Origin of the sequence: Pantoea sp. VS1 (assembly GCF_002207995.1) — a bacterium.
Taxonomy (GTDB): Bacteria; Pseudomonadota; Gammaproteobacteria; order Enterobacterales; family Enterobacteriaceae; genus Pantoea; species Pantoea dispersa.
Genome location: NZ_NHZE01000017.1, coordinates 50693 through 64419, shown reverse-complemented (window position 1 = coordinate 64419; position 13727 = coordinate 50693). Strand labels below are relative to the sequence as shown.

General features: G+C 60.0%; 10 protein-coding genes. 4 read left to right on the top strand and 6 right to left on the bottom strand.

Going from position 1 to position 13727, the window contains the following annotated elements:
* Positions 1-121 precede the first annotated feature (121 nt).
* The gene (locus tag CBW22_RS09855) at positions 122-994 is read left to right on the top strand and encodes an alpha/beta hydrolase (RefSeq protein WP_058771051.1); all 873 of its coding nucleotides are present in this window, start codon (positions 122-124) and stop codon (positions 992-994) included.
* A 134-nt stretch (positions 995-1128) separates the two neighbouring features.
* Here the strand turns inward: CBW22_RS09855 and CBW22_RS09850 are convergent, their stop codons facing one another.
* From CBW22_RS09850 to bcsE, 6 genes are all read right to left on the bottom strand, one after another.
* Positions 1129-2643: a M16 family metallopeptidase gene (locus CBW22_RS09850; protein WP_058758091.1), complete on the bottom strand. Its 1515-nt coding sequence runs from the start codon at positions 2641-2643 to the stop codon at positions 1129-1131.
* Between the two features lie 242 nt (positions 2644-2885).
* Positions 2886-4166 (bottom strand): dicarboxylate/amino acid:cation symporter, encoded by a 1281-nt coding sequence (locus tag CBW22_RS09845; protein WP_031279619.1) that lies wholly within the window; start codon positions 4164-4166, stop codon positions 2886-2888.
* A 232-nt stretch (positions 4167-4398) separates the two neighbouring features.
* Positions 4399-6411, bottom strand: a complete 2013-nt coding sequence (gene hmsP / locus CBW22_RS09840; protein WP_021507002.1) for a biofilm formation regulator HmsP — start codon at positions 6409-6411, stop codon at positions 4399-4401.
* Positions 6412-6615: 204 nt separating this feature from the next.
* On the bottom strand, positions 6616-8253 hold the full coding sequence (bcsG, locus tag CBW22_RS09835; protein WP_088516564.1) for a cellulose biosynthesis protein BcsG: 1638 nt from the start codon (positions 8251-8253) through the stop codon (positions 6616-6618).
* A complete protein-coding gene (gene bcsF / locus CBW22_RS09830; RefSeq protein ID WP_010617915.1) occupies positions 8246-8434 on the bottom strand; it encodes a cellulose biosynthesis protein BcsF in 189 nt (62 codons plus the stop codon). The genes bcsG and bcsF overlap by 8 nt, the downstream gene beginning before the upstream one ends.
* Positions 8431-9975: a cellulose biosynthesis protein BcsE gene (bcsE, locus tag CBW22_RS09825; protein ID WP_088516563.1), complete on the bottom strand. Its 1545-nt coding sequence runs from the start codon at positions 9973-9975 to the stop codon at positions 8431-8433. The genes bcsF and bcsE overlap by 4 nt, the downstream gene beginning before the upstream one ends.
* 199 nt (positions 9976-10174) lie before the next feature.
* Between bcsE and bcsR the strand changes: the two genes are divergently transcribed.
* The 3 genes from bcsR to bcsA are packed head-to-tail and all read left to right on the top strand — an operon-like array spanning position 10175 to position 13712.
* Positions 10175-10369: a cellulose biosynthesis protein BcsR gene (gene bcsR, locus CBW22_RS09820; RefSeq protein ID WP_021507005.1), complete on the top strand. Its 195-nt coding sequence runs from the start codon at positions 10175-10177 to the stop codon at positions 10367-10369.
* A complete protein-coding gene (gene bcsQ / locus CBW22_RS09815) occupies positions 10369-11100 on the top strand; it encodes a cellulose biosynthesis protein BcsQ (RefSeq protein WP_088516562.1) in 732 nt (243 codons plus the stop codon). The genes bcsR and bcsQ overlap by 1 nt, the downstream gene beginning before the upstream one ends.
* A complete protein-coding gene (bcsA, locus tag CBW22_RS09810; protein ID WP_088516561.1) occupies positions 11097-13712 on the top strand; it encodes a UDP-forming cellulose synthase catalytic subunit in 2616 nt (871 codons plus the stop codon). The genes bcsQ and bcsA overlap by 4 nt, the downstream gene beginning before the upstream one ends.
* Positions 13713-13727 lie beyond the last annotated feature (15 nt).

The following is a 13727-nucleotide window of genomic DNA, read 5'->3' as shown; positions in this document are numbered from 1 at the left end:
CCGGCGGTTTTCGGCTGGACGATCGCGCGAAAAAAGACCATGTTTTAATCAACCACAGCAGGAAGCTGTCAGGTCGACCGCGAACACAATAACGACAACATGACTCGCTCAGGACAGATTTATGCACACAGAAATTATCAATATCTGGCCGCACGGCGACGCGCCAGGCGCGAGTGACTCGCGCGCTCAGCCGCAGATCGTCGATTTGGCCCGAGAGTTCGAACCTTACGACCGCGCCGCCACCGGTGTGCGCTGCCCGGAGATGGCGATCTGGCATCCGGAAACCTCAAACGGTATCACCCTGCTGGTGGCACCGGGCGGCGGGTATCAGCGCGTACTGATCGACCGCGAAGGCAGCGCCCTCGCCACCTTTTTCACCTCGATGGGTTACACGCTGGCGGTAATGACCTATCGCCTGCCGTACGACGGCCATCATGAAGGACCGGATGCGCCGCTGGCCGATGCCCAGCGTGCGGTGCGCGTGCTGCGCGAGCGCTCACAGCGCGGCCTGAACGGTAAGTACATCGTGATGATGGGCTTTTCCGCCGGCGGGCACGTGGCCGCCAGCCTCGGCACCCGCTTTGGCGAAAAAATCTATCCGCTGCAGGATCAGGCCGACAGCCTGTCACCGCGTCCTGATGCGATGGTGCTGCTTTACCCGGTCATCAGCATGCGCGACGGTCTGGCGCATGAAAGTTCACGCACCCGCCTGCTGGGCGCGTGGCCGGATCAGAAAAGCATTGAGGCTTATTCGCTGGAGACGCGCGTGCACGGCCAGACGCCGCCAACGCTACTGATTCACGCCGCTGACGATGAGACGGTTTCCGTTAATAACAGCATGGTGTTTTTTAGTGCCCTGCGGGAGCACAAGGTACCGGCGGAAATTCACTTTTATCAGAAAGGCGGCCACGGCTTTGGGATTCGTGGCGTGGCGGATCTGCCGCTGGCCAGCTGGCCGATGCTGGTGACCGAATGGCTGCGCGCAAAGACCTGATGCCCCTGCTACGTTGAACCGCAGCGGCGCTGGCGGCGCGCGTTCATCCCGGTCGCTTACGTAAGCTGCTGAGGATGAACACCCGTGCCGCCTTACTGCAGCGCACCTTATTGCGGGGATTCATGCGCCCTGGGTTATGACGAGGGTTGAGCCGCATCGGTCGCGCTCGCGCTGCCATTATTTTCGGGTTTAGCCTCATCCGGGGTAGCGGCGGCGGCAGGCGCATCCGGAACCTTCATCACCTTGTCCCAGCTGTCCTGCAGCATCCTGACGTTGGTTTCGGGCTCACCCTGCGGTTGAATCAGCACCATGGTCAGCTCCTGCGTTAACTGCTGGCGCAACTCCTGGTTGAGCTGGTCGCGCGTTAACTCACTGAGAAACGCCTGACGCAGTTTCTGGTACTGCTCCGGCGCGATATCCACCACGGAATTCTGCTGCGAGCGCAAACGTTGCCCCATCAGAATATCAGTGTCGGTGCGCGCGTAGGTGGCAAACAGTTTATTCAGTTCCAGCAGCTTTTGCGCCATCAGCGCATCAAACTCCTCCTGCGGCAGACCTTTGTCACGCACGGTAGCCAGCTCACGCGCCACCTGGTTCAGGTTCTGCGCCAGCGACGCGTTAGGCGAATCCATGTTAATGGCGCACTGCGCACGCTGATACAGCACGCGACAGTCGAAGCCAACCTGCACGTTTTGCGCTTTGCTGTCGGCCAGCGCGCGCTGGACGTGCCAGAACAGCGCTTCGCGCGCCAGATCGCTCTGCCAGTAGCGCTGCAGATTCTGCGAGTCGCGGATTGGCTGCCATGGCGTATCCCACACCAGCGACAGGCGATCCTGCATCATGCCGCCGTTAACCAGGTTGATTGGCTGATGCGGCAGCGGCGACAGCGTGGGCAGCGCCGCGGGCGCCACCCGTTTGCCTTGCAGTGGCGAGAACGCTTTGTTGATCTGCTCCGCCATGCTGCGGCTATCCACGTTGCCCACCACGTACAGCGTCATGCCGTCCGGCGTGTACCACTGCTGGTAAAAGGCATTAAGCTGCGCGATATCCACCGGCGCGCGCGGCTGTTCGCCCGGATCATGCGCCAGCATGGTCGACCCTTTCAGGCGATAGCGCCACCACACATCCTGCGTATTGGGCGGCCAGGTCGCGATGGGATCGGTGGCGGTCAGCGCGGTCGACACCACCTGCTCATTGATGGTCATTTTACCGGCGGTGGCCGCCAGCCAGCTGAGCGCCTCTTTCAGCAGCTCCGGCCGGTTGTTCGGCAGGCTGAGATTGTATTGAGTGAAATCATAAGACGAGATGGCCGGCGGCAGCGGTCGCTGTGGATCCATCGCCTGTTGCCACAGTGCGCGCTGCTGATTGGTATCCAGCGCGGTGTTATGTACCATCGCCAGACGCGGTAAAAGATGGCTGAACCCGGTTTGCTGGGCGCTTTCCACCAGCGAACCGGTATTAACTATCAGGCGCAGCTCGATGCGATCGCTCGGACGTTGTGGTGTGGTCAGCAGCTGCCAGCTGAAACCATTGTCCAGTTTGCCTTCCTGCCAGGCGGGATCAGGCTGAAGTGTTTCGGCGTGGACGCCGAAGCCAGATGCCGCAAGCAGCCATCCGCCAACCAAAAGCCGAATTCTGGTGCCCTGCATGTGAACCCCTACTCAAACAGATAAACGCTCGTGCGCGCCATAGGCGGCCGCTTTTCAGCGAACCACGGCGGCAGGCTGCCGCCACGTTTATTCAACGACAGACTCTTTGACCACAGGAAGGCCAGGATGTCGCGCGACGAGGAAAAAAATCGGGAAAAAAATCAATGGGGTTATTATGCAAATGCCCGCTGTCAGGGCAAGCGACAGCGGGCATTTCACGACAAATTAACGCAAATAGAGGGTTACGCGCTGGTCTGTGAAGCGTTATTGACCTTTTTCGCTGAAGAAAGCGTCGCTTTCATCTGCGCTTCATCGAGCTGGCCGACCCACTTCGCCACTACCACAGTCGCCACACCGTTACCCACCAGGTTGGTGAGCGCACGGGCTTCCGACATGAAGCGGTCAATCCCGAGAATCAGCGCCAGACCGGCCACCGGCAGATGTCCCACCGCCGACAGCGTAGCCGCCAGCACGATAAAGCCACTGCCGGTCACCCCTGCCGCGCCTTTGGAGGAGAGCAGCAGCACCACTAACAGCGTGATCTGGTGGAAGACATCCATGTGGGCGTTGGTCGCCTGAGCGATAAACACCGCCGCCATGGTCAGGTAAATCGACGTGCCATCGAGGTTGAACGAGTAGCCAGTTGGAATCACCAGCCCGACCACCGATTTCTTACAGCCCAGCTTCTCCATCTTATCCAGCATGCGCGGCAGCGCCGACTCGGACGAAGACGTTCCCAGTACAATCAGCAGCTCTTCTTTGATGTAGGCAACAAACTTGAAGATGTTGAAGCCGGCCCAGCGGGCAATAATCCCCAGCACAATCACCACGAACAGTACGCAGGTGATGTAGAAGCAGATAATCAGCTGACCGAGCTGCACCAGCGATCCGACACCATATTTACCGATGGTGAACGCCATGGCGCCGAACGCACCAATCGGCGCCAGACGCATGATCATGTTGATCACGCCAAAAATCACCTTCGAGAAGCTCTCGATGACGTTGAACATCACGGTGCCGGCGTTACCGAGGCGATGCAGCGCAAAGCCAAACAGGATAGCGAACAGCAGCACCTGCAGGATGTTACCGCTGGCGAAGGCACCGACCACGCTGTTCGGGATCACGTCCAGCAGGAAGGCAATCACGCCCTGCTGCTCAGCCTGCTGCGCGTAGACCGCAACCGCTTTGGCATCCAGCGTCGCCGGATCGACGTTCATTCCCGCGCCCGGCTGGATCACGTTGACCACCACCAGACCGATAATCAGCGCGATGGTGCTGACAATTTCGAAATAGAGCAGCGCTACTGCGCCGGTCCGTCCAACTGCTTTCATGCTCTCCATGCCGGCAATACCGGTCACCACCGTACAGAAAATCACGGGGGCGATGATCATCTTGATCAGCTTAACGAAGCCATCGCCAAGCGGCTTCATTTGCGCGCCTAACTCAGGGTAGTAGTGGCCTAACAGGACGCCGATGCCGATGGCAACCAGTACCTGAAAGTAGAGGCTTTTGAACAGTTTCATAACAGGTGTCCAGGTATAGACGGCATTCACCGCCATTGTTATGGAGAAACGCATGCGGCAAGCCGCCTGGAAGCGTATGACCTTACCGATGGCGAGGAAAATAACACTCTGTTAACAGGATTAGTATACCCTTACATTCCTTACAAAAGTTACAAAACTCTAACTATGAACTGAAACGCTTCAGCACCCCATAACGGTGCAATTCTGCAAGGAAAATCAATAAATAAGGTGATTATTCAGACGGTGACGAGCTGGCCAGCCAGCGCTGGTTAAACACCGATAACGGCAGGGCTTCAGCATATAAGTAGCCCTGCCCGATGGTAATTCCGCGCGCCAGCAGCCAGTCGCGCTGCTCGGCGGTTTCGACGCCTTCGGCTATCACGTCGAGGTGGATGATATCGGCAATCGCCGCCACGATGCGCACCATGGTGTCATCATCCGGCAGCGCGGCGACAAAACTGCGATCCATTTTTAGCTTATTGACCGGCAGCGCTTTGAACTGATGCAGGTAGTTGAGGTTGGAGTAGCCCATGCCGAAATCATCCAGCGCGACCGCCACCCCGGTTTGCTGCAGCGAGCGCAGCAGCGCCATCGCCTGTTCAGCATCGCCAATCTGCGCGGTTTCGGTGATCTCCAGCACGAAGTTACCCGGCGCAATGCGGTGGCGCTCCAGCAGCCCCTGCAGATGGCTCACCACGCTGGCATCGCGCAGCTGTACTGCGGAGATATTCACGCTGAGCGGCAGATTGATGCCGTGGCGCTGCCAGCCAGCGATAATGCGGCACGCCTCTTCAAATACCCAGCGGCCGAGCGCGGAGATGACGCCAATCTCTTCGGCGCTGGCGATGAACTCTTCGGATAACCCGTAGCTGCCGTCCGGCATACGCATGCGCAGCAGCGCTTCTGCGCCGGCCAGCTCGCCAGTGGCCATATTGATTTGCGGCTGCAGATAGAGCGCAAACTGGCCATCCTGCAGGCCCTGCAGGATGTCGTGCTCCTGGGTTAAGCGCTTCTGCGCCCGCTCGGTCAGCGCCGGGTCAAAGAACAGAATCTGGTTTTTACCCTGATGGCGCGCCGACATCATCGCCGACGTGGCGCGCGCCAGCTGTTCGCCAGCGGACACGGTGTTGTCATCATGCAGCGCCAGGCCAATGCTGGCGTTGGGGCGCAGCTGTAGCTGATACAGGTTCACCGGCTGGTTGATGCGTAGCATCAGGTTGCGCGCCAGCCGCATGGCGCGAAACGGGTTGTGCGCACGCTTCATCAGTAGCGCAAAATCGCTCGGTCCGGTCTGTGCCAGCAGCGTATGGTCATCAATGGTGCTGCGGATTTTTTCCACCAGCGTCAGCATCAGCGTATCGCGTTGCTCATCGCTCAGGACGCCATTGGCTTCCTGCAGGGTTTCGATGCGGATCACCATCAGCCCCCACGGCTGCTGGCTGTGGCGATGGCGGATGTGCTGATCAAGCAGCGCCAGAAACAGCGCGCGGTTGGGCAAATCGGTCACCGCGAAATGGGTGGTCAGCCGGCTCATCTCATCGTGAATCGACTCCAGCACCTGCTGGTTGCGGTTGTAGCTGCGAATCAGCATGCCGATCTCATCGTCGCGATGATTGTGCGGCAGCGCCAGCTTATGGGTGAGAATGGCGGGCGGCGGCAGCTCCTGCAGCTCACGCGAAATATTACGCAGCGGATGCACGATCAGCCGGTTGATACACCAGCTAATCGCCACGGACAGAATCAGCGCCAGCAGCAGATAGGTGGTGATCATGGTGGACAGCGTGCTGAGCAGGAACTGATAAACGCGCGACGAATCCGCCTGCAGCACCAGATAGGCAATCGGCTTCGGCAGCCCGCTGCGCTCGACCGAATAGAGCGGCAGCGTAATCTGCACCGGCAGTTCGAACAGCCGGGCGACAAAGCGCGGCACCGGTTTCTCCGGCGCGAAGTCAGCGTGCAGCGCCTGGAAGGCGTTCGGCAACACCACATCGGCGCGCGACAGAATGCCCGCTGGCTTAAGGGTATTCAGAATGCGTTCGGCCTGCGGGATATCGGCTTTAAGCACCGCTTCGGACAGCGGCTGACGCACGGTATGCGCGACGTTCTCCATCTGCTGGGCGTAATCCACCCTGCGCTGCTGCACAAAATGGAATAACTGGATGACGATAAAAATACAGATGGTGACCAGCGCCACGGCGGACACGGTGGCCATCTGCTTTATCGTTAACGAACGACTGACGCGCAACAAAACCTCTCCTGGCCGCCGGGGGCCGTGACAGTTGCCGGAATGCGCAGCAAGTATATCCCAGGTCAGCATTTTTTTGCGCCGGGATAAAGGCGAAAATCACGCAACTGCCCCGCTTTGCGCGCGGTTTCAGCATTTTGTCAGCCATTAGCGGCGCAGAGACAAAACGGTGCGCGCCAGCCCGCACCGTTTGCCGCTCAGGTTTTACTGCGGATAGGCTACCCAGTCGCCGCCGTTAAGGCGAATCCACGGTTTGCCCTGGTACATCATCACGACGGCGTTATCATTTTCCGACACCACCGGCGTCTGCGGCAGGTTATCCGCCAGCACCGACATGTTGACGTTCGGTGCGTTAAACACCTGACCGTCCACCACCCGCGACACCAGCTCGGAAATTGCCAGCAGGCTGACAGGCGTATCGATGGTCAGCGGCTGGCCCTGGTGCGGCGCTTTCATGCCAACAAATTTAATGCCAACCGGCACGTGGGTGATGCCCGGGCTCGGAATGTCGCGCAGCCCGGACATCTGCATTTTATCCCCCTGCAGTGCCGCACCGTGCTCCGGCACCACCAGCACCATCACCCGGCGTCCCGACTTCTCCAGATTGGTCAGGAAGGTATCGAGCTGGTCGAACAGTACCCGTGCGCGCGGCTGCCACTCGGCGGTGCGGGTGCTGCCCAGCTCGCGCGTACCGTCGTGCAGCGGAATCAGGTTGTAGAAGGTGGCGCTGCGCGCATCACTGCTTTTGCTGCGATCATCAAGCCAGCGCTGCATCAGCTGCCCGTCGTTGTACACCGGCGAACCATCAAAAGACGTCAGCTCCGGCGCAATCCCGGCCTGCGACATCAGCGGCGCCTGCAGGTTGCCGTCCTCGCGCAGCTCTTTCAGGTAGTTACCAAACACGCCGGTATGGTCCATCATCAGCTGCTGCTTAAAGCCCAGCTTCGCCAGATTATCAAACAGATAGCAGCGCTGGTCGGTGGCTTTATACAGGTTACTGTGTGAGGTCTGGCCGCAGCTGGCGCGCAGCAGGCGAATACCGGCCGGGCCGCTGTAGCCGGTGGCGGAGTTATAGTTGTTCAGCACGATATCAAAGTGCTTCCACAGCGGATGGTCACGCAGCTGCGCCACATCAATGTCCGACCACGCCAGCGAACAGATGTTGATCACCAGAATATCGAACGGCTGCGAATCGGCGGGCAGCGCATCCGGGAAGTGCGTGACGCGCTGGCGTTCGCTGTCGTAAAAGCGATTCAGCCACGCGGTGAGGTTGGCGCTGGTGGGCGGCGCGCTTTGATCGAGTCCCGCCGCGGCCGGGCTGGCGGTCGGTTTGTCATTCAGCGCCACCGGCGGTGCGGCGGCTTTGCTGGGCAGCAGGCTGACCGCCGGGCCGGCGAGCGTCAGCACGTTCAGCCAGATCAGCGCCAGTGACACCAGCACGGTGACGCGAATCCACTGCGCCACGAACAGGTAAATCACCAGCAGCACAAAGGCCGCGCCGATCATCTCCCAGTTAATAAAGCGCTGCAGCAAATCCAGCAGATAGGCCGGCGAGAATCCCGCCACCTGGCTGCCCTGGCTGAGCAGCGAGTTCAGACCCGGCAGCCAGGTATCGTGCCAGAACAACGCGAAGCCAATCGGCAGCGAAACCCACTGGCGCAGACGATGCAGCCGCGCTGATGGCAGCGGAAACAGCAGCCATGCCAGAAACACCAGATTACTCAGCGCATGGAAGTTGAGATAGCCGTACCACAACAGACCAAATTTGATCAGAAAGTAAAAGTTCCAGCCGCCGAGGCCGCGCCAGCGCGCCGCGTGCAGCGTCGAAGGTGTGTTATCCATGTTTATCCGTTTTGGTCGATTGGCGTTGCCACTGCCCTTCCGATTTGAGGGCGCGGGCAGGTAACAGGCGCATCAGCAGGCTGGTGCTGCGCTGCGGCAGCCAGCGTCGCCACAGCGATTTCAGGAACAGCAAAATCAGTAACAGCAGGATCGCCACCTGCACACCATCCATCAGCGTCATACGTGCGGCTCCCCGAGGTCGATGATGATCGGCTGCGGCGTCTGAGGGCCGCGCGGCGCGGCCGCTGCCGGCGCGGCTGGTTGCGCAGCGGCCGGTACCCTGAGCGGTTCGAACTGCGCCACCGGCGTCAGCTGCCGCACTTTATTCACCTCCGACAAAATCTGATTGTCGGCAAACCACACCATGCGGTTACTGAACAGCTCGTCGTGCGGCAGGGAAAATATCGATTTCAGGGCAATGTCCAGGTCGTTAAAGCGACAGGAAGAGAGGAATAAATAGAGCCGATCGTCGACCAGCGTCACAAGGTCGCCAAAACGACGCGGTTTACACAGCGTCAGTACCTGCGGCGGCGACAGCTGCGGCACCGGGCGCAGCGCCACCATCAGCCCTTTGTCGTTTTCCGGCAGCAGCGTATTGTTCATCAACTGCTGTACCGCCGCACAGAAACGCTCCAGCGGCAAATAGCCTTTCTGCTGCAGCGGCTGTAGCGCCTGCACCAGCGCCGGCAGATCGGCCGGCACGTGGCGGGTAAACTGCTGGCCCTGCACGCCTTCCAGTGCAGTCAGCAAGCGCGACAGCGGCGCCGCCGTCGGGACAATGCTGTTAACGCCGCACGCCAGCAGCAAACGCTCATCGCTGTAGCGCAGGCTGGTGCCGAGTTCCCGCACCACGATTTTCAGCGCGTTGCCACGCGAGCGCCGCAAACCATGGACCATGCTCGCCAGAGTCGGCACATCCTGATTATGGGCCAGGCTAAAGATGACCGTGGCGGCGTTAGCCTGCTGCGCGCGCGCATACACGCTCTCGTTATCGCTGAACAGTTGCCACTGCGCGGAAAGCGGCGGCGCCCCTTCCAGCACATCCTGCTGGGCCAGAAACTGGTTTTCATCATTGAGGCTCAGCGGCTGTGACGCGGCAGCTTCAGCCTGCGCAATAAACTGATTATCAATACAGTTCAGGCGGATAGCGCGGTCGGCCAGCAATTTATCGGCGGAGTACCACCAGTTAATTCGATATTGCCAGCTATCCTGCTGAAATTCTAAATGGGCGACACCATCAAGCTGACGAAAATAACGCTGCAGATGATTTCGCAGGGGAATAATTGCGGTTCCGCAGGTGATCATTAGCAGCGTCATTTGTTTTTTTAACAGAACCCGGCGCAAGCCTTTTATCCACACGGTCAGTTCATCCGGGGATAATTTGCTCCACAGCGCCGCCTGACTATAAAACATGACCAGACCGCTACGTTTATTCATTACGCGCGCCATATCGCTGGCCAGATGTTGCAGGCTGGCTTTATTGGCAGGCAGCGAAAATAAGGGAATACGCGCCGGACCGCCGGGCGGATCGGGCGTTAACAGCGCCTGCGGGGGTTCATCCGCGCTCACCAGCGTGGCCGCCTTTTGCTGGCTAACCACCTGACGTAACAGCGTTCGTGCGTCTTCGGGCCGCTGGCAGGTTATCCAGTAAAATCCCGGCGACTGCAGGGCGATTAATTCCTGTTGTACCTGCTGCAGGCCAAGCGTATAAAGATTTTTCATATTAGCGTCGCGATCTGTACAATCCAGGCTAGTTTAATATAGACGGCAACGATTGGAACTGCTGAAATAAAAAAAGCTGCGCACGCGCCAGACTGTTTGAACTTTGCCGGGCCAGAAATCGCTGGCTGCGGTTTTATACGCGACAAGAAAAATATCACCCCTCTTTATCCGTTGTCGTTTCTTTGGTGACAAAAAAGTAATGAAAACTGAAAATGCTTTTTCACTGATCGCTGTCGGCAGCGAAGATCAGGATGATATTAACGCCCTGAGTGACGCCTTTTCACTGAAGGCGTTTCGCTATATTGATATTGCCCGTGAAGCGCGTCTGCAACAATTGCTGTCGCGCTGGCCGTTGTTGCAGGAATGCACGCAGGGACCGGAGTCACCACGCTAATGCCGGTTCTCGCCTTACAGGGGCTGCGCGGCGGGTGCGGCGCGACGGCACTCAGTGCCGCGCTGGGCTGGGCGCTAAACGCGCTGCAGCAGTCGGTGCTGCTTATCGACCTTTCGCCAGCCAACCAACTGGCGGCCCACTTTAATCTGCCGCTCGACACGCCGCACGGCTGGCTGCGCGCCCAGCTGGATAACCAGCCGTGGCAGCACAGCGCGCTGCGCTATCAGCCGGGGCTGGATTTTCTGCCGTCTGGCACGCTCACGCATCAGCAGACCTTATCCTTAACCGCAGCGACAGCGGAAATTGCACAACCGCTGCTTAAGGCTTTGCCGGCCCTGAAACAGCGCTATCAGTGGATTATTTTCGACCTTCCGGCGGATCTGCTGCCGTGGCAGCAGGCGTTCATCCCGGCCGCCGATCGGCTGCTTCAGCTGTTAACGCTGGATGCCAACTGCCAGCTGCGCCTGCACCGCGCGCACTTTTCGCCGCAGACGCTGTTTCTGATTAACCAGTTCAACGCCAATAGCCAGCTGCAGCAGGATCTGCATCAGCTGTGGCTGCGCTCGCTTAAAAACCTGATTCCACAGGTAATTCATCGCGATGAAGCGCTGGCGGAAGCGCTGATGATGAAACAGCCAGTGGGCGCCTGGCGTCCGCATGCGCTGGCCAGCGAAGAGATCAATACGCTGGCCAACTGGCTGCTGCTGCATGTTGCCGGAGGTGGCGCATGAATGCGCTGCGCTGGCTGCTGGTGCCGCAGGCCTCGCAGGCATTGCAGCAGCGCGCGCACCTGGCGCGTCAGCACGGCGCCGGGCGGTTAACGGTCGCGCTGCATCTGCTGTGGTGCGTGCTCGCCTGGTCGCTGCTGCGGCTGGAAACGCCGGCGTGGCGGCGCGTGCTGCAGCAGCGTCAGCGCTACTTCCCGCATATCTCTCCGCTGCGCCCGCGTCCGCTCGATATTGTGCGCTATGCACTCCAGAGTCTGTGGCTGCTTATTATGCTGCCGCTGGACGGCAGCGCGCCCAGCGAGCGTAAACGTTTCAACGCCTTTGGCTCGCTGTTCCGCTGGCGCCAGCAGCTGTATCAATGGCTGGCGCACCTGCCGGCGCGGCTGGAGCACAGCGGCGTGCCGCAGCGCAGCGAACGCTGGCTGCAGCGCCTGCCACGGCGCGTGCGTCAGTTGCTGTTCATCGTAGTGGCGATCGCCGCCAGCCTGCTGGCGCTGCTGTGCATCTCGCAGCCGTTTGATATCACCACCCAGTTTGTATTTGTGCTGCTGCTGTGGGCGCTGGCCATGCTGGTGCGCCGTATGCCGGGCCGGCTGGTGACCATCATGCTGATTGTGCTGTCGCTCACCATCTCCTGCCGCTATCTGTGGTGGCGCTATACGGAAACCCTTAACTGGGACGATCCGCTCAGCCTGACGTTTGGCCTGCTGCTGATTGGCGCGGAAACCTACGCGTGGACGGTACTGGTGCTGGGCTATTTCCAGACGCTGTGGCCGCTCAACCGCCAGCCGGTCTCCATGCCGCCGGAGATCGCCAGCTGGCCCAGCGTCGATATTCTGGTGCCGACCTACAACGAGCCGCTCAGCGTGGTCAAACCCACCATCTATGCTGCGCTGGGCATCGACTGGCCGCAGGATAAACTCAACATCTATATTCTTGATGACGGCACGCGCGAGGAGTTCCGCGAGTTTGCCGCCAGCGTGGGCGTCAATTACGTGGTGCGCCCCAGCCACGAACACGCCAAGGCCGGCAACATCAACCATGCGCTGAAAACCACCTGCCGCAGCGAATACGTGGCGATTTTTGACTGCGACCACGTGCCGACGCGCTCGTTCCTGCAGCTCACCATGGGCTGGTTCCTGAAAGATCACCGGCTGGGCATGCTGCAGACGCCGCACCACTTCTTCTCACCGGACCCGTTTGAGCGCAACCTCGGCCGCTTCCGCCAGACGCCGAATGAAGGCTCGCTGTTTTACGGTCTGGTGCAGGATGGTAACGACACCTGGGATGCCGCCTTTTTCTGCGGCTCCTGCGCAGTGCTGCGCCGCAGCGCGCTGGATGAGATTGGCGGCATCGCGGTAGAGACCGTTACCGAAGATGCGCACACCTCGCTGCGACTGCACCGCCGCGGATACACCTCAGCCTACATCCGCATTCCACAGGCCGCCGGGCTGGCGACCGAAAGTCTGTCAGCGCATATTGGCCAGCGCATCCGCTGGGCACGCGGCATGGTGCAGATCTTCCGTCTCGATAATCCGCTGTTTGGCAAAGGACTGAAGCTGGTACAGCGGCTGTGTTACGCCAACGCCATGCTGCACTTTCTTGCCGGTATCCCCCGGCTGATCTTTCTGCTGGCGCCGCTGGCGTTCCTGCTGTGCCATGCCTACATCATCTATGCGCCCGCGCTGGCCATCGCCATCTACGTGCTGCCGCACATGGTACATACCAGCCTGACCAACTCGCGCATCCAGGGGCGCTGGCGCCACTCGTTCTGGAGCGAGGTGTATGAAACCGTGCTCGCCTGGTATATCGCCCGCCCCACCACCGTCGCGCTGTTTAATCCGCACAAAGGCAAATTCAACGTGACCGCCAAAGGGGGCCTGGTAGAAGAGCGCCATCTCGACTGGGTGATCACCAAACCCTATATGCTGCTGGTGCTGCTGAACATTGCCGGTATCGGCATGGGCTTCTGGCGCATGGCGCACGGCCCGGCCAATGAGCTGCTCACCATCTGGGTCAGTTTGGTGTGGGTGGTTTACAACATGATTATTCTCGGCGGCGCGGTGGCGGTGTCGGTGGAAGCGCGTCAAATCCGTGAAGCGCACCGCGTGGAGATCGCCATGCCGGCGGCGCTGGCACGCGCCGATGGTCATATGCTGCCGTGCACGCTGCGCGACTACTCTGACGGCGGCGTGGGCGTCGAACTGCGCGAGCCGGATGCACTGCGCGAGAACGAAAGCGTCTCGCTGCTGCTGCGGCGCGGACAGCAGGAGTTCAGTTTTCCGTGCCAGGTGCAGCGCGTATTTGGCCGCCGCGCAGGTATCCGCCTGCACCAGCTCTCCACCCGCCAGCACATCGAATTTATTCAGTGCACCTTTGCGCGCGCCGATACCTGGGCGCTGTGGCAGGACGGTTTTCCGGAGGATAAACCGGTGCAGAGCCTGGCGGACATTATGCTGCTCGGCTTCAAAGGCTATTTGCGGCTGGCGGAGTATGGTCCGGCACCGCTGCGCCGCCTGTTCCGTGGCCTGACCGCCGGACTGCACTGGCTGGCAACGCTGTTGCCGCATAACGTCCGTCCGCGACCGGCAACGCTCAACACTGATTTTACCTAAGCTGATGATATGACC